The sequence below is a fragment of the Ruegeria sp. CDSB136 genome (genome assembly GCF_059610965.1).
The window spans coordinates 76074-99907 of the sequence record NZ_JBXWOP010000001.1 but is presented as its reverse complement, the minus strand read 5'-3'; the positions used below and the strand labels follow the sequence as shown (position 1 = coordinate 99907).

The window sequence follows — 23834 nt, the reverse complement described above, 5'->3', positions numbered from 1 at the left end:
TCACTTGGTTGCCGCGTCGACGACCGGACGCCATTTGCCTTCGTTCTCGGCCATCCAAGCGGCGACAACTTCTTCGACCGAGCCGCCGTCAACGTCGATCGCACCCATCATCGGCTGCTGGTCTTCGACCGCCAGTTGGTAGTTGGTCAGGATCTCGTATGCGGCCGGCCATTTCTCCTCCATGCCGCTCCAACCGGCTTTGAAGATGCGCGAAGGCGAGAAGTCGCAGTCATTCACCGCGTTCGGGTTCGGACCCCAGGCCGGATCGTTAAAGCAAGCCTCTTCGCCCGCAGGCAGGTCAACGAATTGCACGTCATAGGCCGACATCGCCCAGTGCGGCTGCCAGAAGGTGATCAGCAGCGGCGACTTGCGTTCAGTCGAAGCGCGCAGTTCCGCGATCAGAGCACCTTCCGAGCCCGCAGGAACCGCTTTGAACGGCAGTTCAAGACCCGTCATACGATCCGCGCCGGGTGTACCCCAGTCTGCAGGATAGTCGACCAGACGCCCGCCGGGCAGCGTCTCGGCCGTGGCAAAGACCTGCGCGCAGTCTTTCAGCGCTTCCCAAGCAGGCAGGCCGGGGCACAGATCGGCCACATGGGCCGGGTATGCGATGCCTTCTTTGGCATCCAGCCCAAGATCGCCGATTTCGACCACGGTGCCTTCGTCGATTTTCTTGGCATATTCGTCCGACACGTTGGACGACCAGATTTCAAGCGTTGCGTCGATGTCGCCATCGGCCAGCGCCTGGAACTGGTTCATCATGCCCGCTGTGACGTATTCAACGTTATATCCTGCGGCCTTCAGCATCTCGCCCGCCACATGCGTGGTAACGTGCTGACCGGTCCATTCGTTGATCGCCAGCTTGATCGGCTCGTCCACGGCGCCCATATCCGCCGCCTGTGCCGATCCCGCTACCGCAAGGGCCAAAATGCTTACACTCAGTTTTTTCATGATTTTTCTCCCTGTCTTCTTTGTTTTGCCCACCCCGACGCGTTTTTACGCCGGCTGACTTGTCTGGTGACAATACCATGTCGCAACATGCACAAATTTAGCCGGAAAAGGAAAGTGAACACTGACACCAGAGCTAAGCTAATTTCACTTTTTTGGCGCGATTTCCCCCACCCGCTTTGCAACGCAATTGCACCGTCCTGGCTTGTTGCTGAGGTTTGCCAGGGCACCGGACATTGATTGACGAGTCAATCACAAACCCGAATCCCCTGTTTTGTCGAGCATTTCTTTGCAAAACCGTCTAAATTTCTGCATTTCGCAATAATCGCGATCTATAGGAACCCGCCATCCGGGCGCCACTTGCCCTCTTGCCAGATAGGAACAAAAAGGAAACACTAGCGCCGGAGGAACCGAATGATGCGCCATTTTGACGAAATCTACAGCATTGCCGCCGACCGGCATGGCGGCCCTGACAGGCTGGAGGAAAAGCTGAGCAAACCCAAAAGCGCCGCTGAGCTGGCCGCCATGCCGGACGACCGTTGGTTGTCGACAATAACAAAGACCATTTTTCAGGCGGGATTCAGCTGGAAAGTCATCGAATCCAAGTGGGATGGGTTCGAAACGGCATTTGACGGATTTGATGTCGGGCGGTGCGCCTTCATGGACGACGAAAAGTTCGACAGCCTGCTGCAGGACACGCGTATCGTGCGCAACGGAACAAAGATCGCCGCCGTTCGGGACAACGCCGCGTTTCTGCTGGAATTGCGTGAAGAAGGCGGAGCGGGTCAGGTTCTGGGCGGCTGGCCTTCGCACGACTACATTGGCCTGCTGGCAATGCTGGCCAAACGCGGGGCGCGCCTTGGAGGGGCTTCGGCTCAATATGCAATGCGGTTTGCCGGGCGTGACAGTTTCATATTGTCACAGGACGTCACCGCGCGGCTGATCGCCGAAGGCATCATTGACAGGCCCGCCACGTCGAAAAAGGCAATGGCCGCAGTACAGCAGGCTTTCAACACATGGATGGAGCAATCCGGCCGATCGTTGACAGAAATCAGCCGTGTTCTGGCGATGAGCCTCTAAAATCACCTTGCAGGCGGAATGCGTCGTACTAGGCTGCAAGGCATGATCACTCGCGTTATGCTAGTCGTCCTGTTTCTGCTTGCGTCCTGCAGCCGCCCGCTGACAGAGACCGAACGCGCGTTCACCGACACCATTCAGGGCAAAAGCCTGAACATTGATCGCGTCAGACTTGTCGATGGCGCGCCCGTGCTGCCCATTACATACTACCGCGAGGCGCGACCGCGTCTGGCCTGCCGGGATCGCATTCTGCCACCAGCCGAAGAGGGGCTTGTCACCAGCACCCCTGCCGCAGTGGCCCTGTTCAACCGGGTCTATTTCTCGCGTGACTGGTATCTTGAGAATTACATGTCCGGATTTCCGGACGAAATGAACCTGATAGCCGCAATGCTGCTGGCGCATGAACTGACCCATGTCTGGCAGTGGCAGAACCGCGAAACCACCGGGTATCATCCATTACGCGCAGCGGCAGAACATGGCGGACGCAAGGATCCCTATTTGTTCGACCTCGAAACTTCGCCTGACTTCCTTTCTTACGGGTTCGAACAACAGGGCGCGATCGTCGAGGAATATGTGTGCTGCCGGGCGCTGGATCCCCAGGCGGCCCGCACGCAGCGTCTGCACGACATGCTGGGTGTGCACTTCGACCTGTCACCGCTGCCCGAGAAGGGGCGCGAGCGCGACGTCGCCCTGCCGTGGCGGGGCGCGGAAATCAACGGCATTTGCAGCTGATCACCATCACTTTTGCAGCGTTTCCAGATAGGTGACCAGATCGACAATTGGCTGGCTCGTCAGAATCGGCTGGCCATCATGCGTTTTGATCGCCGTGTCCTGCCCTTCGAAGAACGGCCCATACACAGGCATCGGGCTGCCGTGCGAGACCAGAGGATCGCGTCCGTCGATCCGTGCCACAACTCTTGCCCGTGGAAACACCCCATTTGCATCCGCCAATTTGGTCAGGTCAGTGGGCTGAATAACCAAGACACCGGCCATCGGACCCTGACCCGTTGCTTCGATCCCGTGACAGGTGGCGCAGTGGCGCAGGTACAAATGGCCACCATTTTCGGCATCCTGTGCTGGCGCTTGTGATGCCAGAAAGACGGCTGTCAGAAATGTGACCCGGGCGGCGGACATTTTCATCGTAATCTCCTGTCAGGATTGGCAATTGCAGGCTTGCCCGTTCTGCGGCTAGGGGCAATGATCCAGATCAACGCAACAAGGGCAAAGGATCGGGCAATGACACAATACGCAGCCATCATGCTGGCAGCCGGGGTCGGCGTGCCTCTGCTGGCGGGTCTGAATGCGGCCTTGGGTAAACTGATCGGGTCGCCGACCACGGCGGCAGTGGTTCTGTTCGCCGTTGCCCTGACCGCTTCGGCGCTGGTCATGTTGGTGTTTCCCGGCTTCGACGCGCTTTCAAAAATTTCAGAAGCCCCGAAGCACCTGTTCCTCGGCGGCGTTCTGGTCGCCTTTTATGTGTTGTCCATCACCCACGTGGCCCCGCATTTTGGCGTCGGTAACGCAGTGTTCTTTGTCCTGCTGGGCCAGTTGATCAGTGCAGCCGCCATTGACCATTTTGGTCTGTTTGGCGCCCAGATCACACCCCTAACCTGGATGCGGGCGGGCGGGATTGCTGTTATGGCAGTTGGCGTCGCCATCACTCAACTGGCTTGAGAACACCGCCGTCCAACCGCACGATCCGGTCCATCCGCGCGGCCAGATCCGGGTTGTGAGTGGCGATCAACGCCGAAAGCCCCTCACCCCGCACAAGTGACATCAGCGCATCGAAAACCTGATCCGAGGTCTCAGGGTCCAGATTGCCGGTCGGTTCATCCGCCAGCAAAACGCGCGGCGCATTGGCCAGCGCCCGGCAGAATGCAACGCGCTGTTGCTCTCCTCCTGACAGGGCCGCCGGGCGATGATCGGCGCGGGACGCAACCCCAACCCGCCCCAGCAGTGACATAGCCCGTTCACGGGCAGCTTTTTCGGATACGCCATTGGCCAGTTGCGGAAGGGTTATATTCTCAAGCGCCGTGAATTCCGGCAGCAGATGGTGGAACTGATAGACAAATCCCACATCGCGCCGCCGCAATGCTGTGCGGGTACGGTCGCCTTTGCCCGAGGCATCCTGACCCGCAATTTCAACCGATCCGGCATCGGGGGCATCAAGAAGCCCGGCAATATGAAGCAGCGTCGACTTTCCGGCACCCGACGGTGCCACCAGCGCCACAGCCTCACCCGCGCGAAGTTCCAGATCTGCACCGCGCAGAACCTGAACCTCGCCCGGAGTGCCCCTCAGATAGGTCTTGGTCAGACCGTTCAGCCGCATCGTCACATCATTCATAGCGCAGCGCCTCAACCGGGTTCAGCCGCGCCGCACGACGAGCAGGGAAATAGGTGACAAGAAAGGACAGACCCAACGAAAGCGCGACTGCCTTGAGTACATCGGTCAAGTGCAATTCGGCGGGCAAAGCGTAGATGCCGCGAATGGACGGATCCCAGACACCGCCTCCCATGACGTAGTTCACGAAGGAAAAAATCGGATCGATATAGATGGCGAAAAGGCATCCAAGGACCACGCCCATCACCGTTCCGATGATGCCGGTGAATGCCCCGCAAATGAAAAACACCCGCAGAACGGACCCTTCACTCAGACCGATGGTGCGCAGGATGCCGATGTCCCGCCCCTTGTTCTTGACCAGCATGATCAGGCCAGAGACGATATTCATCGCCGCGATCAGCACCAGGATCGACAGGATGATGAACATCACGTTGTCCTCTACCTCGAGCGCGCGCAGGAACCCACCCGAAGCGTCCTGCCACGTCCAGATCTGGCTGCGCTCGCCTGCGGCTTCGAGTATCGGGATCAGGATCGGGTTCAGTGCCTCGGGCTGCGCGACCATCACCTCGATCTCATCCGCGACACCTTCGCGGTTGAAAAAGCTCTGCGCCCTGTCAAACGGCATGTAGACCCGGGTCCGGTCAATATCGTAGCGGCCGGCCGAAAAGACATAGACCACGTGGTAAGCATTCACCCGCGGCGACGTGCCAAAGGCGGTTTTGACCCCGTTGGGCGAGGTCAGCTTGATCGTATCGCCGACTGTCGCCCCGATGCTGCGGGCAACGCCGGAACCAAGGGCAACCACTTCTTCACCGTCCTGAAACCCCGACAGATCACCAATGGCTTGTTCACTTTCAGCAATACCCGGCAAATCGCTCAGATCGTCGGGGCGAATGCCAAAGACCTCGACGCCGCTGCTGCGGTCGCGGTTGGTGATCAGCACCTGTCCCTTGACCAATGGCGCGGCCCGCTCGACCCCGTCAACCTGCGCGATCCGCACCGCCATGCCGTCAAAATCCGCAATCGTCCTGTCAACGCTGCCCTGTTGACCCACCTGGCCAGCCGAATAGACGGTGACATGCGCGTTGGCCCCCAAAATGGTACCGACAAACTCGGACCGGAACCCGGACCGCACCGCCAGGGTCGCGATCAGGGCAAACACGGCCAGAGTGATCCCGATCAGGGAAATCCAGGTCATCACGCTGACGCCGCCTTCGGCGCGGCGGGCACGCAGATAACGCCAGGCGATTTTCCATTCAAAAGGGGCAAAGGGCGGGGGTGTGGTGGCCATGCCTGCTCCGGTTTTTCTGTTTGCGGCGACCCTTTCGGCATTTGCCCTGATGGTCAAGCGACTTGTCGCCACCAGTGTCTGTGCTAGCCGGAAAGGGCCGAAGTTTGATCCAATACAGCCTTTGTTCTGGCCGGGTCGCTGATGCCGCGGCTTTCCAATGCCTTGAACACCCGTTCGCGCAGATCTTCGGGCAGTTTCGAAACCGCCCGATTGTGCAATCCAAGGCTGAGTGACTGCGGATAGTCCAGTCGTGACACCTGCGCGCTCAGAACGTCCTGCGAACAGGTGGGCCACATACCGACGCTGTTGTTTTCAATCGGCTGAAACCAAGGTACGTAACCTTCAGGTGAGCCCATACAAAACGCGTTAAGTAGCATGAACTCGGAAGGCCGCCGCCGCGACGCAAAGAGAGCCTGCACCGAACCGTAACGCGCATTGATTTCGTCCAGCAGCGCCAAAACAAGCGATCTTCGGACCGGGAACGGTGTCGCAAAGTTCGTTGTTTCAAGATCGGTAGTACCGGGTTTGTTAACCCCAAGCGCCTCCAAACTCTCAGACAACCAATTGCGGTGAAAATCGCTTTGAACCGGAATGAACGGGATTTGGGCGGCGCCATCCTGTGAAAAGAACTCAGATTGCTCGAAAGCGCGCAAAAACAGGTTCTTGGTATCCAGGATAACGATATTCTCGGCATCTACCACGCGTGCGGCACCCAGTTTCAGCACCTGCTGAGCGCGATACCCGTTGTTGCCCCGCCACCCGCCTTTTCGGGCGAACGGAATCCGGAAACGGTTCTCGATCAGGACCCGGTCACGCCAGGGCCGTTCTGAACAATGCCCGGTGCCCAGCAATACGTCGTCGCCGCTTAGCACCTTAACCTTGGGCAGCAACGGACCATAAGACGGCAGGATTGGATCGATCTTCTGTCTGAGCGACGCCTCGTCAATGTCGTTCATGATAACATGGATCGATGCGACACTTCGGGGGTCAACGAACCGGGCAAATGACAGCGCCTGCAATTCCAGCAAGGGATAGTCCTTGGAATACACAACCGTTGCAAAACTCAGCACGTCCGTATCCCCCGTCTGAACCAGACTGATTTACCACTCTGATATCTTGTGTCCAGCCCGGCAATTGCAATGCCGGAACGAATCAAACGCGGTCGGTCCGTCTGGAAGGGCTCGGGCTTAAGGCGACAGAGTAACAAGCGGGCTATACCAATAGTTGTGACATCCTTCACAGACAGCGCTGAATTGTTTCACCTATGATATCAATGCGGGCATTGCGTGAATTATTGAACTCAAAATGCAACATTTTCAGAGTAATTTTATTTCAAATTTTGATTATTCTGAGAAATTTTGACACCCTGTAATGGGGGAACACATTTCAGAGCGGGGGTCGCTCATGTTAATTAAGCGGAAGACTGAGGTGTCGGGTTCTATTGTGGCCCGAACGGCATCCACAGAACTCGATTGCGAAACAGCGGCTCTGCTGCGCGCAGCAATCCGCCCGTTATTCGCCAGCGCGGCAAGCTGGGGTAGCCTGGCTGACATCCTGAAAGACAAGGGATACAGGCTGGCATTCCGAAAGGGCCGCCTGTGCATCACCGACAGAACATCCGGCGAGCGGGTCTGTGGACTGCGTTTTCTTGGGTTCGAATTCAAGGATCTGGTGCGTAAGCTTGGGCGTCCGATTGTCGTCGCCCATGGCGGGCAGGCAGATGGAGAAGTTCTTGCGGCACGCCCATCCCGGAACGGCACTTGAATTAAGAAACTAGAACTTTCGCCAAAACTGCACCGAACGGCGCAGGGTCTTAAACAGGCAATGGCGCGCGGCCAGTTTGATCGCCTCGGGCGTATCAGGTCGACGCAGAACTTCAAGCATCAGGTTGGCCGGCATGTGTCCGCGCCGATAGTATCCAAAGAAATCCTGCTGCGTCAGCCCATGGGCCGTCTTGAAATCCGCGTAGTATTGCATCCAGACACGGGCATAGTCCTGCCCTGTTGCCTCATCGTCGCTGGTCACACCTCTTTCCCAGAACAACGAGACCGGATCATCCATCCGCTCACCCTGATAGCCGCCACCGACCAGGCGCAGCATCAGGTCGTAATCGGCGGCAACGCGAAACTGCGTGTCATGTCCGCCCAGTGCAAGAAAGACATCCCGTTTTATGAAAACCGAGTTATGGCAGAACGGCATCCGCTGCAGGACCGCCGTAAGTGACATCCGTTTCTCCCGGCTTTCCGATCCGTCCGCGTGTTTGCGCAGTGTCGACCCGAACAGGAAATCGGGCGCGGTTGCCTCAAGCCGATCCGCCGCCATGTTAAGCACATCATCTGACGCCAGGGTGTCGTCCGAGTTCAGGAACAGCAGATACGTTCCGCGCGCGGCCTGTGCCCCCTTGTTCATCGCATCGTACAGACCGGCATCCGGTGCACTGATCACGCGTGTACGCAGGGCGTCTGCCGTCGCCTCATTCAAAAACGCAGTGGTTCCATCCGACGAAGCGCCATCCTGAATGACGTGCTCGGCCCGAACGCAGTTCTGCCGCGCCATGCATTCGATGACGCCCAGAAAACTGTCCTGCCGCCCTTGGGACAGCAGGTTGTAAGTCGCCGTGATCACCGAGATCAGCGGCGTGTCGGTCTGCTCAGGCGATCTGCTCATAAATCCCGGCGATCTTGGTGACCGCGGCCTCGGGGCTCAGTTCCTCACTTTCGCCGGTGCGACGGCTGGTCAGTTCGACCACACCGTTCTTCAGGCCGCGCGGACCGACAGTGATGCGCCACGGCAGGCCGATCAGGTCCATGGTTGCGAATTTGCCCCCTGCCCGCTCGTTGCGGTCATCATAAAGCGGCTCAAGCCCCAGCGCGGTCAGTGCCTTGTAGATCCTTTCGCAAGCCGTATCCGCTTCTTCATCACCCTGTTTCAGGTTGACGATACCGCAATGGAACGGGGTCACGCCCTCCGGCCAGATGATGCCCTTGTCGTCATGGCTGGCTTCGATGATCGCGCCGATCAGGCGGCTGACACCGATGCCGTGGCTGCCCATGTGGACCGGAACCGGCTTACCGTCGGGGCCTTGCACGGTTGCACCCAGCGGTTCGGAATACTTGGTGCCGAAATAGAAGATCTGGCCGACCTCGATTCCGCGCGCGACGCGGCGGCGCTCTTCCGGGATCTGGTTGAACAGCGCCTCGTCATGGGTTTCGTCGGTGCGCGCGTATTTCGAGGTGAACTCCTCGAGGATCGCCTGACACTGCTCGCGGTTGTCATAATCGATCACGCGGTCGCCAAAGGTCAGATCGGTGACGGCGCTGTCATAGAAGACCTCGGATTCGCCGGTATCGGCCAGAACAAGGAACTCATGCGTGTCGTCACCACCGATGGGGCCGGAATCGGCACGCATTGGGATGGCTTGCAGCCCCATACGCTCGTAAGTGCGCAGGTAGCTGACCAGATGGCGGTTATATGCGTGCAGCGCGTCTTCCTTGTTCAGGTCGAAATTGTAGCCGTCCTTCATATAGAATTCACGACCACGCATCACGCCGAAACGGGGGCGGATTTCATCGCGGAATTTCCACTGAATCTGATAGAGGGTCAGCGGCAGATCCTTGTAGCTGCTGACATGGCCACGGAAGATGTCGGTCACCAGTTCCTCAGCCGTCGGCGTATACAACATGTCGCGCCCGTGACGGTCCTGCATTCGCAGCATTTCCTGACCGTAATCGTCGTAACGTCCGGATTCGCGCCACAGGTCCGCGGATTGCAAAATAGGCATCTGGATGGCGATGTGACCCGCCCGCGCCTGTTCCTCGTGCACGATGTTTTCCAACTTGCGCAGAACTTTGAAACCCAACGGCAGCCACGAATAAATCCCGGCCGCGGCCTGTTTGATCATCCCGGCACGCAGCATCAGCCGGTGGCTGACGATCTGGGCCTCCGAGGGGGTTTCCTTGAGAACGGGCAGAAAGTAACGGCTGAGGCGCATTGTATGACCTTCAAAGGTGAGAATTCGACTTCAAAGCTGCTTATTGCAAAGCCCCGCCGGGGGCAATCGGCCATTGGCGATTTTGCGACCTCGGAGCAGTCGGTTTTTTGATTGACCCGCCAGTCAGCATTCAAGATGGTAGCGGGAACATTTTCTCAGGAGGTCCCCGTGCAAACCATTCAGGAACCCGCCCGCCAGATCCCCGTAGTTCATCACACCGACGTTCTTGTTGTAGGTTCCGGCCCCGCCGGCCTTGCCGCCGCACTGGCAGCGGCTCGGGCGGGGGCGGAAGTGTCCTTGGTCGACCGCTTCGGTTGCATGGGGGGGAACATCACCGCTGTCGGGGTCGAAGGTTTCGCCTGGTATCGCCACGAACAGACGGTCGAAGCTGGCGGCATCGGCATGGAGTTCGAAACCCGTGCCAAGGAGATGGGCGCTGCGGTGCCGGAAAGCCAGTCGCTGAGCTATGAGCTCGACAGCGAGGGCTTCAAACTGGTGGCAGACAAGCTGGTCGAAGAGGCTGGTGTGCATCCGATGCTGCACCGTCAGTTTGTCGCTCCGATCATGGAAGGCAACCGGATCACCGGGATCATCACCGAATCCAAGGCAGGGCGCGAGGCGATACTGGCCAAGGTGGTGATTGATGCCACCGGGGACGCTGATGTAGCCCATCGTGCAGGCGCACCGACCCACAAAACCCCACGCGAAGACATGATGGCGGCCTCGGTCATGTTCCATCTGGCCGGTGTCGACAAACGCGCATTCATGGAAGGTGTCAAATCCGACCCGCAGACCTACAAGGACTGGGGCGGCGGCGGTGAGTGGAACATCGAAACGAGCGGCAAAGAAGACGACATGTTCTCGCCCTTCGTGCACAAACCGTTCCAACAAGCCATTGATGAGGGGCTGATCCCGCCGCATCTGAACACCATCGCCGGTACATGGGGCGCAATGCATGACACGGGTGAGTTGACCTACATGAACCTTATCCATCTGGCCGAGATAGACGGCACCGACCCCGACAGCCTGACGCGCGGCGAGATCGAAGGCCGACGTCAGTCGATGCTGGCCATCGAGGCGCTGCGCCGGTTCATGCCCGGTTGTGAAAACGCCCGTCTGCGGAACTTTGGGATGACTATCGGCATCCGCGACACCCGCAAGATCGACGCGGTCTATAACATGACCGAGGATGACGCCCGCCATCAGGGTCGGTTCGAAGACACGATCGGCATCTACCCCGAGTTCATCGACGGCTATGGCATCCTGATCTTGCCGACCACAGGCCGGTACATGCAGGTCCCTTACCGATCCATGCTGCCAAAAGGTGTGCAGGGCCTGCTGGTGGCGGGGCGTTCGCACGGCGCAGACCGCGTCGCCCATGCCGCGACCCGAAATATGGCCTGTTGTGCTGTCATGGGTCAGGGTGCCGGAATTGCAGCGGCGTTGTCCCTCAAAAGTAATCAGGACGTGCACGAATTGAACCTGACCCCGGTTCACGCGGAACTTGAACGCCAGGGGGTGAGGATCAACTGATGAACCATATTCCTACCATCGACATCGCCCCCCTGAACGACAAGGCTCATCCGGGCTTTGACACCACCGTTCAGCAAATCCTGGACGCTTGCACCAGCATCGGCTTCCTATCGATTACAGGCACCGGCGTTCCCCCGGATATGGTCGAGCAGGTTCGGGACTGCGTTCGTGAGATCTTCGGCATCGATGACAGCAGCAAATGGGATCAGGCCATCACCCGTGACAATTATCGCGGCTATATTCCCATGGGATTTTTCACCCCGAACGACGGATCGGGGACCGCCGACAAATACGAAGGCTACAAGTTGCACTTCGAAACCCCATCGGATGCGCGTATCCGTCAGGACTGTGCCCTTTACGGGCCAAATCTCTGGCCGCGCGAAGTCCCGGGCGCACAGGACGTCATCCTGAAATACTGGGCTGAACTGGATCGCGTCACAGACCATTTGCTTGGGGCGCTGGAAGTCGGGTTGAAGCTTGAGCCGGACAGTCTGCGCGACGCGTTCCGCGACCCGATGACCAATATGACTTTGCTGCATTACCCACCTCAGGCCGCCGAGGAAGCGGGCTATGGCATTCATCCGCACAAAGACACCGACGCACTGACCATCATCGCGCCCGATCCCGTCGGCGGGCTTGAGGTTCAGACGCGGGCCGGAGACTGGATTACTCCGGATTGCCCGCCCGGTGGCTTTGTCGTCAATATCGGCGACATGCTGGAGCTTTGGTCAGGGGGACGGTTGAAATCAACTCCGCACCGGGTCGTCAACCGCTCGGGGCGGGAACGGTATTCCTTTCCGTATTTCGCCGTGCCGCGTCATGATGTTGTCATCCAACCCCAATTGCCACCCCTACCCGGCTTTGACCGGCCCGCAGTCCATTGCGGGCACTGGTCGGCAGAGATCTGGCGCACAAACTGGTCAGATGAAATGGCGGATGAGGAAACCCCCGAACTAGGAACATTGCACAGCTGACACCCCAAAATCTCAGCGGGCATGAACCACTTGCATCGCGGGCGCGCATGGGCCAAGAACACGTGCAAGTGCCAAACTCAGGGGACCGATATGGCCTTGCCCGTTAAGGATCAGCTCAGATACTGGGGCATCGCCGCAGTGGTGATTGCCCTTCTTTTGTGGGCTCTTGGGGACGTGCTTCTGCCCTTCGTCATCGGTGGTGCGATTGCATATTTTCTGGATCCGGTCGCGGATCGGCTTGAAAATCTGGGTCTCTCGCGCATGGCGACGACGGGCATCATCACCGTAGTCGGTGTGCTGGGTTTCGTCCTGGCGATCCTGATGGTTGTTCCCGCATTGATCACTCAGCTGATCGATCTGGTCGAGATCATGCCCAGCCTGTTCAAGGAACTGCGCGGGTTTATCGAACGACAATTTCCGTCCCTGTTGGACCGTCAGTCCAACTCGCATCAGTTTCTGGTTTCTCTTGGCGAGACCCTGAAGTCGAAGACCGGCGATGTCCTGCAAACAGTCGTCGCCTCGTTGGGGTCGGCAATAAACGTGGTCGTTTTGCTGGTCATCGTGCCGGTGGTTACCGTCTACCTGCTGCTGGACTGGGACCGCATGATTGCGCGTATAGCCGAGCTTTTGCCGCGTGACCATGCGCCGACAATCAAGAAGCTGGCCGGGGAAATCGATGATGTCCTGGCCTCGTTCGTGCGGGGCATGGGAACGGTCTGTCTGATCCTGGGCACGTACTATGCCATCGCACTGATGCTTGTCGGCCTGCAGTTCGGGCTGATTGTCGGGTTCATTGCCGGGCTCGTCACCTTCATCCCGTATCTGGGGGCGCTGATCGGCGGCACGCTGGCGATCGGGCTGGCGCTGTTTCAGTTCTGGGGTGACTGGGCCCATATCGGGCTGGTCGCTGGTGTATTCGCACTTGGGCAAGTGACCGAAGGCAATTTCCTGACACCCAAACTTGTCGGCAATTCGGTCGGCCTGCATCCGGTCTGGCTGCTGCTGGCGCTGTCCGTGTTTGGGGCACTGTTCGGTTTTGTGGGCATGTTGGTGGCTGTTCCGGTCGCCGCAGCACTCGGCGTACTGGCCCGGTTTGCCACTTCGAAATATCTGGAAAGCCGCCTGTATACCGGGCTGGAAGGGCTGGATCAGGAAGACAAGTGAATGGCACGCCAGCTCAGCTTTGACCTTCCGGCGAAAACCGCGCTGGGACGCGAGGATTTTTTTGTTTCCCCCGCCAACGCTCTGGCGGTGGCAATGATTTCCGCCTCGTCCTGGCCAGGCAACAAACTGGTGCTCAGCGGACCGGCAGGTTCAGGAAAAACACATCTGTCGCATGTATGGGCGGCGGAAACCGGCGGACGGATCATTTCAGCCACCGATCTGAAGCACAGCGAGGTGCCCGAGTTGGCCCGGACTTCGGTCGCGGTCGAAGATGTCCCCATGATCGCAGATGACGTTGAAAAACAGAAAACGCTGTTTCATCTGCACAATCTTGTTCTGGCCGAGGGCCACGCGCTGTTGATGACCGGACGGCTGGCGCCGAAGCTTTGGCAGCTGCCTCTGGCCGATTTGCAAAGCCGTATCGAAGGCGCCCATCAGGTCGCCCTGGACCCGCCCGATGACGCCCTTCTAGGGGCCGTGCTGGCCAAGCTGTTCGTGGACCGGCAGCTCAACCCCGGACCCGAGGTGATTTCCTATCTGGTCAAGCACATGGACCGGCGTTTCGAAACGGCGGCAGAGGTCGTGGCGCAACTGGACAAGCTCGCACTGTCGGAAAGGCGCGACATCACTCGGGCGCTGGCGATCCGGGTTCTGAAACACCATGCCGGCGACGGCCATTGAAGAGATTGACCCGAATCCGGTGATTTCGCATCCTGAGACAGGAATATCTGGGAAAGACATGGATCAGACTATCGATACCACCATCCCCGACTGGGGACCTTTCGGAAGACCGCTATTTTCTGATCCCCGCGTCAGGGACTTGTCCCGGGTCGGTGTTGTCGATGTCGGATCGAACTCGGTCCGTATGGTCATATTTGACGGGGCGGCCCGCTCGCCCGCGTATTTCTACAACGAAAAGGTGATGTGCGAACTGGGCGCGGGTCTGTCGGAGACCGGGCACCTGAACCCCAGAGGGCGTGTTCGCGCATTGGATGCCCTGCGCCGGTTCCAGCATCTGGCCGACAACCTAGATCTGCCCGGTCTGCACGTTGTCGCAACCGCCGCGGTACGCGAAGCCAAGGACGGGCAGGAGTTTTGCGACGAGGTCAAAGCCGAAACCGGCCTGCACGTTTCGATCATCGATGGTCTGGAAGAGGCCCGTTTTTCCGCTCAAGGCGTGCTTCTGGGATGGCCGGGTGCATACGGTCTGATCTGCGATATTGGCGGTTCATCCATGGAACTGGCCGAGATCGGCGAAGGCCAGACCGGTCGCCGCGTGACATCGGCGCTGGGTCCGTTGAAATTGCGGGACATCAAAGGCGGGCGTCGTGCCCGCAAGGCGCACATCAAATCCACCATGGAAGAACTGCGCGATCAGTTGGGCCCCCAGCGGGATCGCCTGTTCCTGGTGGGCGGCAGCTGGCGCGCCTTTGCACGGCTGGACATGCTGCGGCGGGGTTATCCGCTGAACGTTCTGCATGAATACAGGATGACCCACAAGCAGGTGCACGAAACCATCCGGTTCATCGAAAAGGGCGACCCCGAGAAACTGCGCAGCCGGGCTGGTGTGTCCAGCTCGCGCATGGCGCTGATCCCTTATGCGATGGATGTGCTGTCCCGACTGATCCGGACATTCAAACCCAAGGACATCGCCATTTCAAGCTATGGAATCCGCGAAGGGCTTTTGTACGAACAGATGCCGCAAAGCCTGCGCGATTGCGACCCGCTGATCGAGGCCAGCCGCTTTTCGGAAGCCAAGGACGCCCGTCTGCCCGGTTTTGGAAAACACCTGTTCGATTTCGTCATGCCGCTGTTCAAATCGGCACCGTCAACCCGCGTCCGGCTGGTCAAGGCCGCGTGCCTTCTGCACGATGTCAGTTGGCGCGCTCATCCCGATTATCGGGCAGAGGTCTGTTTCGACTACGTGACCCGTGCCAACCTGGGTGGGCTGAAGCATTCGGAACGGGTGTTTATTGGTCTGGCGTTGCAGCACCGCTACCGCAACAAACGCGAAGGCAACCGGTTCGCGCCGCAATATGAACTGCTGGATGAAAAGAGTCAGAAGCAGGCCGAGATTCTGGGCAAGGCAATGCGCTTTGGCGCAATGCTGTGGATGAAGAATGACGCCACGATGGGCAAACTTCGTTATTTCCCAAAGAAACGCCAGTTGGATCTGATTTTGCCAAAAGCCGCCGAACCGCTGTTCAACGAAACCGCCGAAGCACGCTTCGGCTCTCTGGCTCAGGCATTGAAGTCCGAGACCAAGGTTATCATCCAGGGGTAATCCCCTGTAAACGCTCAGATATCCGTTACACCTTCGTCCGGCTCTGGTTTTTCCTCAAGAGTTTGCGGGGTGTCGTCCTGCGGTTTCCGGCGGATGATGATATCGCCATTGGGCAGGATCTCCGGTGCCTCATAAACGCTCCAATCCTGTATCTCCTTGGTCATTTCTGCCAGTGCCGGTCCCATTTCCTCAAAAAAGGACAGCATGGCAGGACCAAACTGTTCAGCCAGGTCGCGCAAATCATCGAGCGTGGGCTCCATTTCCTTGCGCAGGCCTTCGAAGAAAAGCTCGGCGCCGCGCTCCATCAGGGACTTGCCGGTATCTTCCTGCGCGCTGGCTGGGAACGCAGTGGACGTCACGATCAGACTTATCAAAAGAACTCGTTTCATGCGGCCAAACATAAGCACTGCGGGAAGGCGTTGAAAGATCACAGGTCAATATCCAGAGTTACGGGAAAATGGTCCGAGGCCGTCAGCAGTGCGTCCCGCAATTCCGCGTTCGAACGGATCGCGTCGTCCCGCAACGGATGCCAGATTCGCCAGACCGGATTTCGCTGGCGCAGCGGATCGCTGATCATGATGTAATCCAGCAATGCCTCAAGAAAATCTCCCTTGTCCCGGCGCACAAACCGGGCCGTCGAAGGTGTTTCCCCACCGACAGAGCCGTAAGCGGTTGCGGCATTGGGATCAAACAAACCGGACTGCAACAAAATCTCGACGGATGAGCGCCCGAATAGGTTCTCGAACTCGTCCAGGCCCGGGCCGTCGTTAAGATCACCCAGCAAAATCACCGGTTCGTCCTCGGCAATGTGCTGTTCGACGCGCCGGGCCAGCCAGATCGCCTGAGCCAGTTGTTTGCGCCGGTTGGAAATTGAAATCCGGATCGCCTCGTCCCGGCTTTCCGCGCCGCGCGGCGCTTTGGATTTCAGATGTGCCCCAATCAGGCGAAATTTCGCACCCGACTTTGTTTCCACCGCCAATTCCATCGGTGGCTTTGAAAAAAGCACAACATCCTCGGTTGCGTCGATATCCAGATCAATCCGAAATTCGGTGTCAAACCGGGGTGCTGTCTGATGGTCGAATGGCTGCGCAGACCGCGTCTTTGGATCATGGCGCACCATCAGCAACTGAGGATCAAACAAAAGTGCCAGTTCCTGATGGGTTTCATTAGCGAAGCCCATGACCGCATGAGTGGTGCGCAAATCGAAGGCTTCCGCAAAACCCTGCAACGCGCGGACGGTGTTCTGCGTTTTGCCGGTGTTTGGGGCCTCAACGATCAGAATGGCATCTGCGTCGATAGCCGTCAGAACCTTGGCGATCGCCTCGACCTGCTGGGCCCGGGTGACATCAAAGCGGCCGGACCAGCCGTCATCGACGATCAGACGATCCTGGCGATCAAACAAGTTGGCGAACCATTCGATATTGTAGGTCGCCAAACGCATCCGTTCAGACCTTTGCACCGTTTATTTCGTCCCAGGCGCGGTTGATGTCGATCATCTTTTTCTCGGCCAGCCGGATTGCCTCCTCGGGCACGCCGCGCGCCATCATGGCGTCAGGATGGGTTTCGCGCACTAGCTTGCGCCAGATGTTGCGAATTTCGGTCAACGGCATGTCCCTTGTCACGCCCAGAACGGTATACGGATCGTTTGGGGCATCCGGCACGAAACGGGCGCGCAGCGCCAGAAACTGAGCGTCGGTTTGCCCGAATATCCGGCTGACTTCTTCCAGAAACTCGTTTTCGTTCGGGTGATAAAACCCGTCGGCCATGGCGATGTGAAACAGGCCTTCCATCAGGTCGCACAACGTCGTGCTGTCTTCGTCGAACATCCTGGCGATCTTGCGGGCATAGTCCTGATAGCCGGCCACGTCGGTTCGGGCCATGTTGAACACCCGCGCCGCGCCTTCTTCGTCTTCGCGGGCAATCTGGAACACATCGCGAAAGGCCGTAACCTCGTCCCGCGTCACCTGCCCGTCTGCCTTGGCCATCTTGGCGCCCAGCGCGATCACAGCGATTGTAAAGGCCACCGACCTTTCGGGCGGTGAGCGCAGTTTCTCAAAAACGGCAGTCAGGCTTTCACCTTGTGCCAGTGCGCTCAGCGCATCGGATATACGGGTCCAGATCGACATGGCCGCACCCTAGCGCCACAAATCGCGCGTGTCAGGTGCGACAGATCAGTCCTGACCAATAATTTTCTGCATCAGTACCAGATCCAACCTGCGGCCCCATTTGCAGCCCACTTGGGGCATTCGTCCGACTTCGGTGAAACCGATGCGAGCGTGAAAGGCGATGGCAGCCGGATTTTCCGAGGATATTCCCGCCACAAGCACGTGGACGCTCTCGGCCCGGGCCACCTCTTCCAACCGGCTCATCAACGCGCGGCCGATCCCCTTGCCACGTGCTGATGGAGCTAGTTGAATCGAGTGCTCGCGGCATTCGGCATACCCCGGCCCGGATCGGAACCGAGTATACGAAGCGAAACCGACAACCTCGCTATCCAGTTCAGCCACCAAAAACCCCGCACCGCGGGCTTCGATGTCGGCTGCAATTCCCGCGGCAGTCCGCTCCTCGGATGTGAACGTAACCAGGGTATCCCTGATGATCGCGTTGGTAATTTTAGCAATCGCCGGTGCATCCGCAATCTGTGCCTGCCGAACCCTCATTCCAGAACGCGACGTCCGTTTGGTGTCTCGAATTCAGCGCGCAGGCCCGGCGAGCCCTGGTGAAACTCAACACCCTCAACCGGCCCGGTGCTTTGGGCAAGCTTCGTTGCTTCGGGATGGGACACCAGCAATCTCAGCAACCGGCAACCACTGGCCTGCAACACTTCGGCGGGGTGCAGATCGCCCTGCCACTGTATGAATGCGGGATAGAGGTTGTCATAAGGCAGGCGCCCGGACGATGGCACGATCATGCGCCAGCGCAGCGCCCCGCGCTCCAGATCTGTCGGGTCTAACGGGCCACCCGGCACGGTGGCCGCCTCGATATCCTTCACACGGCAGATCCAGTTGGTCAGGCGCGGTGCACCCTGAAACCGGTCCAGATCGAACCACCGGGTGCGCTCAGGTTGCGCCGCATTCGGGTCAACTGCAATCGCTTCCAGATACAAGCCATCTTCAAGTCCGAGCAGCTTGTTATAAGTACCGAATTTCTCATGCTTGCCGCCTGTCTCAAGCCTGACCCCCAAGGCGTCCTCGACATGCGCGGCAGCAGCCTCCAGCGTTTCCCCTGCGACGGCCAGATGATCCAGTTCCATTTCCACCCCATCATAAAAGGCAGCGCAGAAAACGCGCTGCCTTTCCCAATAAAGCTGTCCTCGGACATCTGCGCCACAAGATTCTTCGTTGAAAAATCTTGTCTGGGCCTTACCCCTTGGCTTCGCCGATCAGGCGCAGAATATCCTGTGCCGCTTCGGGGATATTGGTGCCCGGACCAAAGATCGCTTTGACGCCGTGGTCGTAGAGGAACTGATAATCCTGCTGTGGGATCACCCCGCCGCAGATCACGATGATATCCTCGGCACCGGCTTTCTTGAGTTCCTCGACCAGTTGCGGGGCCAGTGTCTTGTGGCCTGCCGCCTGAGACGAGATGCCGACCACGTGGACGTCATTGTCGACGGCATCCTGAGCCGCCTCGGCCGGTGTCTGGAACAGAGGGCCAACGTCGACGTCAAACCCGATATCCGCAAAAGCAGTCGCGATCACCTTGGCACCCCGGTCATGACCATCCTGCCCCATCTTGACGACCAGCAAGCGGGGGCGGCGGCCTTCAGCCTCGGCGAAATCTTCGATGGATTTCTGGATCGCGGCAAAACCTTCGTCACCCTCATAGGCCGCTCCATAGACACCGGCCAGCGTTTTCACTTCGGCGCGGTGGCGGCCGAATTCCTTCTCCATTGCCATGCTGATCTCTCCTACGGATGCGCGGGCGCGGGCGGCCTCGACCGCAGCAGCCAGCAGGTTTCCGCCCTCACGGGCTGCGGTGGTCAATGCGTCCAGCGCCTGATTGCAGGCTGCTTCGTCCCGCGTTGCGCGGATACGTTCCAGCCGCGCGACCTGAGCCTCGCGCACGGCGACGTTGTCGACGTCGAGAATGTCGATCGGGTCTTCCTGTTCCTTGCGGTACTTGTTGACGCCGACGATCACCTCGTCACCCCGGTCGATCATGGCCTGACGACGCGCGGCACTTTCTTCGATCCGAAGCTTGGGCATGCCGCTGGCCACGGCCTTGGTCATGCCGCCCATCTCCTCGACCTCTTCCATCAGGGCCCAGGCTTTGTCGATCAGCTCGTTGGTCAGGCTTTCGACGTAGTAGGAACCCGCCAGCGGATCGACCACATCCGTCACGCCGGTTTCCTCCTGCAAGATCAATTGCGTGTTCCGCGCGATACGGGCCGAAAAGTCGGTCGGCAACGCAATTGCTTCGTCCAAAGCATTTGTGTGCAGCGACTGGGTGCCGCCCAAAACCGCGCTCATCGCCTCATATGCGGTACGGATCACGTTGTTATAGGGGTCCTGTTCCTGCAGCGACACGCCGGAAGTCTGGCAATGGGTGCGCAACATCTTGGACCGTTCGGACTTTGCCCCGAACTCGGTCATCACGCGGTGCCACAGGGTCCGCGCGGCACGCAGTTTGGCGGCCTCCATAAAGAAATTCATGCCGATCGCAAAGAAGAACGACAGGCGACCTGCGAACTTGTCCACGTCCATCCCGGCTTGCGTCGCGGCACGAACATATTCGCGCCCGTCAGCCAGCGTATAGGCCAGTTCCTGCACCAGGTTCGCTCCGGCCTCTTGCATGTGATAGCCCGAAATTGAGATCGAGTTGAACTTGGGCATCTCGTTCGACGTGTAATCGATAATGTCCGAGATGATCTTCATCGACGGTTCAGGCGGATAGATATAGGTATTGCGCACCATGAACTCTTTCAGAATGTCGTTCTGAATGGTGCCAGACAGGACTGATTTGTCATGGCCCTGTTCTTCGCCTGCAACGATGAAGCTTGCCAGAATCGGAATCACCGCGCCGTTCATCGTCATCGAGACCGAGACCTTGTCCAGCGGAATGCCGTCGAACAGAATCTTCATGTCCTCAACGCTGTCAATGGCCACACCGGCCTTACCCACGTCTCCGACAACGCGCGGGTGGTCACTGTCATAGCCCCGGTGTGTCGCCAGATCGAAGGCCACCGACACGCCCTGCTGACCGGCCGCCAGGTTGCGGCGATAGAAAGCGTTCGACTCCTCGGCGGTGGAAAAGCCCGCATATTGGCGGATGGTCCACGGACGGCCTGCGTACATCGTCGCCTTTACACCGCGCGTAAACGGCCCGAAACCCGGCAAAGACCCCATATGCGGCAGTTCCGCCGTGTCCTCAGGCGTATACAGCGGTTTGACGTCGATGCCTTCCAGCGTTTCTTTGGTCAGATCATCCAACGGACGACCGCGCAGCTCTTTCTCGGCAAGCGCTTTCCAGTCCTTCGTGTCGGTCATTTCGATTTCCTCTTATCAATTCGGGGCGCGGCCGGTTTGCGACAGCACGCGTATGTTCAATCCCGCCCTTCAATCCGGCCCGGGCGCGGAAAATTGAGCGTTGAGTGCAAATCGCTGGTCGCAATCGCCTGCACAGTGGCTATATTCAGTGGAACAGGAGGCCATATGACACGCACGCTTGCCCTTGTTTTCTCGGCACTATTCCCGCTGGCCGCGCTGGCCGCCGATGGCACAGCACCAGCAGATGACAGTTTTGTCCGACCCGCTGGCGACAGCGAACTGGACGAATTCCTATGGGTCAGCCGACCCATCGTTGTCTTTGCCGATACACCTGCCGATCCACGGTTCCAGCAACAGATCGACATGCTGCTGGAAGGTGAAGACGCCATGCGCGACCGCGACGTTATCGTGCTGACGGATACCGATCCCAAGGCGCGGTCGCCCATTCGGTCACAACTGCGCCCGCGTGGATTCCAGATGGTGTTTGTCGACAAGGACGGGGTGGTGAAACTGCGCAAGCCCAGCCCGTGGAGCGTGCGCGAGATTGGCCGGTCCATCGACAAGACCCCCTTGCGCGAACGCGAGATTCGCGAGCGGCGCGAGGGCGGCTGAGAACTTTCGCCAAGCCCATTGGCCCCGGCGATGATCGCCGGTGGCCCTTGGAGATATGACAAAAGCGCAGCCATGGTCACTCGAATTCCATGATCACGTCGTCCACGGCGAGACTGTCTCCGGGACCTGCGTTGATCTTCGAGACCACGCCTTTTTTCTCGGCGCGAAGGATGTTCTCCATCTTCATCGCTTCGACGGTGCACAGCGCCTGACCTTCCTGAACCTCCTGCCCCACTTCGACATCGATCTTCACGATCAGGCCGGGCATCGGGCACAGCAGCATTTTTGAAGTATCCGGCGGCAGTTTTTCCGGCATCAGTCTGGCCAGTATGGCCTGACGTGGGGTGCGCACGTGCACCTTGATATCCGCGCCCCGGTTTCGGATGCGGAACCCGCCCGAAACCTTGCCCACCTTCAGCACCAGTGGATTGCCATCCACATCCAGTACTGCCAGTTGATCACCTGGCGTCCAGTCTGAGGACACACGGTGCACGGTGCCATCTGCGAAGCTCACCGTTGAACCTTCAGGGTCGGCGGCAATTGTTGTGTCAAACTCCTGTCCCTGCAACGTCACCGTCCATTCGGTGCCAACCTTGCGTTCGTGGTTGTCCATCCGGCCCGATACGCGGGTACGGCGAATTTCGGCAACCCGGTGCATGGCAGAACACGAGGCCGCGATCCGCCGCAACTCGGCCTCGGGCAATTGAACCCCATCGAAGCCGTCTGGATATTCTTCAGCAATAAACGCCGTGGTCATGTCGCCGCTGACGAATTTCGGGTGATCCATGACAGCGGACAAGAACGGCAGGTTGTGGCCGATGCCTTCAACCTCGAAACTGTCCAGCGCCACGCGCATCGCCTCAATCGCCTGCTCACGGGTTGGTGCCCAGGTGCAGAGCTTGGCGATCATCGGGTCGTAATACATGCTGATCTCGCCGCCCTCATAGACGCCGGTATCATTGCGCACTGCAGCCTCGCCCGAGGGGGCCTCACCTTGCCATTTGCCATTGACCAGCAACGGACCGGCTGCGACTTCCTGCGGTGGGCGATAGCGGGTCAGACGGCCGATCGACGGCAGGAAGTTGCGATACGGATCCTCGGCATAAAGACGGTTTTCGATCGCCCAGCCTGTCAGGGTCACGTCATCCTGCGTAATCGATAGCGTCTCACCTGCGGCCACCCGGATCATCTGTTCCACCAGATCGACGCCGGTGATCAGTTCCGTCACGGGGTGTTCCACCTGCAATCGGGTGTTCATTTCCAGGAAGTAGAAGTTCTTTTCCCCATCGACGATGAATTCCACAGTGCCCGCACTGGCGTAGTTCACGGCCTTTGCCAGCGCGACCGCCTGTTCCCCCATTGCCTTGCGTGTTTCGGGATCAAGGAACGGCGACGGTGCCTCTTCCACCACTTTCTGGTTCCGGCGCTGGATCGAACATTCGCGTTCGCCCAGATAGATGCCATTGCCATGGCTGTCGCAAAGAACCTGAATTTCGATGTGCCGCGGCTGGGTCACGAATTTCTCGATGAAAATCCGGTCGTCGCCGAAGGAATTGGCCGCTTCGTTCTTGGACGACTGGAAACCCTCACGCGCTTCTTCGTCATTCCAGGCAATCCGCATCCCCTTGCCGCCACCACCGGCGCTGGCTTTGATCATGACGGGATAGCCGATGTCGTTCGAGATCTTGACCGCCTCGTCGGCATCTTCGATCAGCCCCATGTAACCGGGAACCGTCGAAACACCGGCGTCCTGAGCGATCTTCTTCGAGGTGATCTTGTCACCCATGCTTTCGATCGCACCCACCGGGGGGCCAACAAAAGCGACGCCTTCGGCCTCAAGCGCTTCGGCGAATTTCGAGTTCTCGGACAAGAAGCCATAGCCGGGATGGACCGCCTGTGCACCGCTTTGACGGATGGCATCCATCACCTTGTCGATCACGATGTAGGACTGGTTCGCCGGTGGCGGTCCGATATGCACCGCCTCATCCGCCATCGAAACGTGCAACGCGTTCTTGTCGGCGTCAGAATAAATGGCGACCGTACCGATACCCATCTTGCGAGCGGTCTTGATGACCCGGCAGGCGATCTCGCCCCGGTTGGCGATCAGGATCTTGTTGAACATGAGACGTC

At 58.9% G+C, this 23834-nt stretch carries 24 protein-coding genes; 10 read left to right on the top strand and 14 right to left on the bottom strand.

Annotated features, from left to right (window positions below):
* On the bottom strand, positions 1 to 951 hold the full coding sequence (locus tag AC2FIR_RS00505) for an ABC transporter substrate-binding protein (protein ID WP_496743631.1): 951 nt from the start codon (positions 949 to 951) through the stop codon (positions 1 to 3).
* Between the two features lie 414 nt (positions 952 to 1365).
* Between AC2FIR_RS00505 and AC2FIR_RS00500 the strand changes: the two genes are divergently transcribed.
* The gene (locus AC2FIR_RS00500) at positions 1366 to 2028 is read left to right on the top strand and encodes a DNA-3-methyladenine glycosylase I (RefSeq protein WP_496744195.1); all 663 of its coding nucleotides are present in this window, start codon (positions 1366 to 1368) and stop codon (positions 2026 to 2028) included.
* 42 nt (positions 2029 to 2070) lie between these two features.
* On the top strand, positions 2071 to 2757 hold the full coding sequence (locus tag AC2FIR_RS00495; protein ID WP_496743630.1) for a hypothetical protein: 687 nt from the start codon (positions 2071 to 2073) through the stop codon (positions 2755 to 2757).
* Positions 2758 to 2763: 6 nt separating this feature from the next.
* Here AC2FIR_RS00495 and AC2FIR_RS00490 read toward each other — a convergent pair whose 3' ends face one another.
* Positions 2764 to 3165, bottom strand: coding sequence for a c-type cytochrome (locus AC2FIR_RS00490; protein ID WP_496743629.1), 402 nt, complete (start codon positions 3163 to 3165; stop codon positions 2764 to 2766).
* A 96-nt stretch (positions 3166 to 3261) separates the two neighbouring features.
* Between AC2FIR_RS00490 and AC2FIR_RS00485 the strand changes: the two genes are divergently transcribed.
* Entirely contained in the window at positions 3262 to 3699 is a 438-nt protein-coding gene (locus AC2FIR_RS00485; RefSeq protein ID WP_170609975.1) for a DMT family transporter, read from the top strand.
* On the opposite strand, the gene AC2FIR_RS00480 is transcribed toward AC2FIR_RS00485, so the two are convergent.
* The 3 genes from AC2FIR_RS00480 to AC2FIR_RS00470 all read right to left on the bottom strand — a co-directional run bounded on the left by AC2FIR_RS00480 (position 3683) and on the right by AC2FIR_RS00470 (position 6727).
* A complete protein-coding gene (locus tag AC2FIR_RS00480; protein ID WP_170609973.1) occupies positions 3683 to 4369 on the bottom strand; it encodes an ABC transporter ATP-binding protein in 687 nt (228 codons plus the stop codon). The two genes, AC2FIR_RS00485 and AC2FIR_RS00480, sit on opposite strands and share 17 nt — an antisense overlap.
* The gene (locus tag AC2FIR_RS00475) at positions 4362 to 5657 is read right to left on the bottom strand and encodes a lipoprotein-releasing ABC transporter permease subunit (RefSeq protein ID WP_496743628.1); all 1296 of its coding nucleotides are present in this window, start codon (positions 5655 to 5657) and stop codon (positions 4362 to 4364) included. The genes AC2FIR_RS00480 and AC2FIR_RS00475 overlap by 8 nt, the downstream gene beginning before the upstream one ends.
* Positions 5658 to 5740: 83 nt before the next feature.
* Positions 5741 to 6727, bottom strand: a complete 987-nt coding sequence (locus AC2FIR_RS00470; RefSeq protein ID WP_496743627.1) for a DUF6492 family protein — start codon at positions 6725 to 6727, stop codon at positions 5741 to 5743.
* 358 nt (positions 6728 to 7085) lie between these two features.
* On the opposite strand from AC2FIR_RS00470, the gene AC2FIR_RS00465 reads away from it, so the two are divergent.
* Positions 7086 to 7421, top strand: coding sequence for a hypothetical protein (locus AC2FIR_RS00465; protein ID WP_321252154.1), 336 nt, complete (start codon positions 7086 to 7088; stop codon positions 7419 to 7421).
* Positions 7422 to 7430: 9 nt separating this feature from the next.
* Here the strand turns inward: AC2FIR_RS00465 and AC2FIR_RS00460 are convergent, their stop codons facing one another.
* Complete coding sequence (locus tag AC2FIR_RS00460) at positions 7431 to 8324, bottom strand: glycosyltransferase family 2 protein (RefSeq protein ID WP_496743626.1); 894 nt, start codon at positions 8322 to 8324, stop codon at positions 7431 to 7433.
* Positions 8308 to 9648 (bottom strand): proline--tRNA ligase, encoded by a 1341-nt coding sequence (proS, locus tag AC2FIR_RS00455; RefSeq protein WP_170816649.1) that lies wholly within the window; start codon positions 9646 to 9648, stop codon positions 8308 to 8310. Before proS ends, AC2FIR_RS00460 begins: the two co-directional genes overlap by 17 nt.
* 168 nt (positions 9649 to 9816) lie before the next feature.
* Here proS and AC2FIR_RS00450 point away from each other — a divergent pair, with 168 nt between their 5' ends.
* The 5 genes from AC2FIR_RS00450 (at position 9817) to AC2FIR_RS00430 (ending at position 15603) form a co-directional block, all read left to right on the top strand.
* A complete protein-coding gene (locus tag AC2FIR_RS00450) occupies positions 9817 to 11181 on the top strand; it encodes an FAD-dependent oxidoreductase (RefSeq protein ID WP_496743625.1) in 1365 nt (454 codons plus the stop codon).
* A complete protein-coding gene (locus AC2FIR_RS00445; RefSeq protein ID WP_496743624.1) occupies positions 11181 to 12155 on the top strand; it encodes an isopenicillin N synthase family dioxygenase in 975 nt (324 codons plus the stop codon). Before AC2FIR_RS00450 ends, AC2FIR_RS00445 begins: the two co-directional genes overlap by 1 nt.
* A 90-nt stretch (positions 12156 to 12245) precedes the next feature.
* Entirely contained in the window at positions 12246 to 13319 is a 1074-nt protein-coding gene (locus tag AC2FIR_RS00440; protein WP_496761793.1) for an AI-2E family transporter, read from the top strand.
* Complete coding sequence (locus AC2FIR_RS00435) at positions 13320 to 14000, top strand: P-loop NTPase family protein (protein ID WP_496743622.1); 681 nt, start codon at positions 13320 to 13322, stop codon at positions 13998 to 14000.
* 58 nt (positions 14001 to 14058) lie between these two features.
* A complete protein-coding gene (locus AC2FIR_RS00430; RefSeq protein WP_496761791.1) occupies positions 14059 to 15603 on the top strand; it encodes a Ppx/GppA family phosphatase in 1545 nt (514 codons plus the stop codon).
* A 14-nt stretch (positions 15604 to 15617) separates the two neighbouring features.
* Here AC2FIR_RS00430 and AC2FIR_RS00425 read toward each other — a convergent pair whose 3' ends face one another.
* From AC2FIR_RS00425 to scpA, 6 genes are all read right to left on the bottom strand, one after another.
* Positions 15618 to 15992 carry a hypothetical protein gene (locus AC2FIR_RS00425; RefSeq protein ID WP_170609955.1) on the bottom strand — a complete coding sequence of 125 codons (375 nt, stop codon included), beginning with the start codon at positions 15990 to 15992 and terminating at the stop codon, positions 15618 to 15620.
* 38 nt (positions 15993 to 16030) lie between these two features.
* The gene (locus tag AC2FIR_RS00420; RefSeq protein ID WP_480911265.1) at positions 16031 to 17044 is read right to left on the bottom strand and encodes an endonuclease/exonuclease/phosphatase family protein; all 1014 of its coding nucleotides are present in this window, start codon (positions 17042 to 17044) and stop codon (positions 16031 to 16033) included.
* Positions 17045 to 17048: 4 nt separating this feature from the next.
* Positions 17049 to 17729: a TerB family tellurite resistance protein gene (locus tag AC2FIR_RS00415; RefSeq protein ID WP_170609951.1), complete on the bottom strand. Its 681-nt coding sequence runs from the start codon at positions 17727 to 17729 to the stop codon at positions 17049 to 17051.
* 45 nt (positions 17730 to 17774) lie between these two features.
* Positions 17775 to 18263, bottom strand: a complete 489-nt coding sequence (locus AC2FIR_RS00410; protein WP_480911267.1) for a GNAT family N-acetyltransferase — start codon at positions 18261 to 18263, stop codon at positions 17775 to 17777.
* On the bottom strand, positions 18260 to 18856 hold the full coding sequence (locus AC2FIR_RS00405; protein ID WP_496743621.1) for a VOC family protein: 597 nt from the start codon (positions 18854 to 18856) through the stop codon (positions 18260 to 18262). The genes AC2FIR_RS00410 and AC2FIR_RS00405 overlap by 4 nt, the downstream gene beginning before the upstream one ends.
* Positions 18857 to 18965: 109 nt before the next feature.
* Positions 18966 to 21092: a methylmalonyl-CoA mutase gene (gene scpA, locus AC2FIR_RS00400; RefSeq protein ID WP_496743620.1), complete on the bottom strand. Its 2127-nt coding sequence runs from the start codon at positions 21090 to 21092 to the stop codon at positions 18966 to 18968.
* Between the two features lie 165 nt (positions 21093 to 21257).
* On the opposite strand from scpA, the gene AC2FIR_RS00395 reads away from it, so the two are divergent.
* The gene (locus AC2FIR_RS00395) at positions 21258 to 21704 is read left to right on the top strand and encodes a DUF4174 domain-containing protein (RefSeq protein ID WP_170609943.1); all 447 of its coding nucleotides are present in this window, start codon (positions 21258 to 21260) and stop codon (positions 21702 to 21704) included.
* A 76-nt stretch (positions 21705 to 21780) separates the two neighbouring features.
* On the opposite strand, the gene AC2FIR_RS00390 is transcribed toward AC2FIR_RS00395, so the two are convergent.
* A complete protein-coding gene (locus AC2FIR_RS00390; RefSeq protein WP_496743619.1) occupies positions 21781 to 23826 on the bottom strand; it encodes an ATP-binding protein in 2046 nt (681 codons plus the stop codon).
* Positions 23827 to 23834 lie beyond the last annotated feature (8 nt).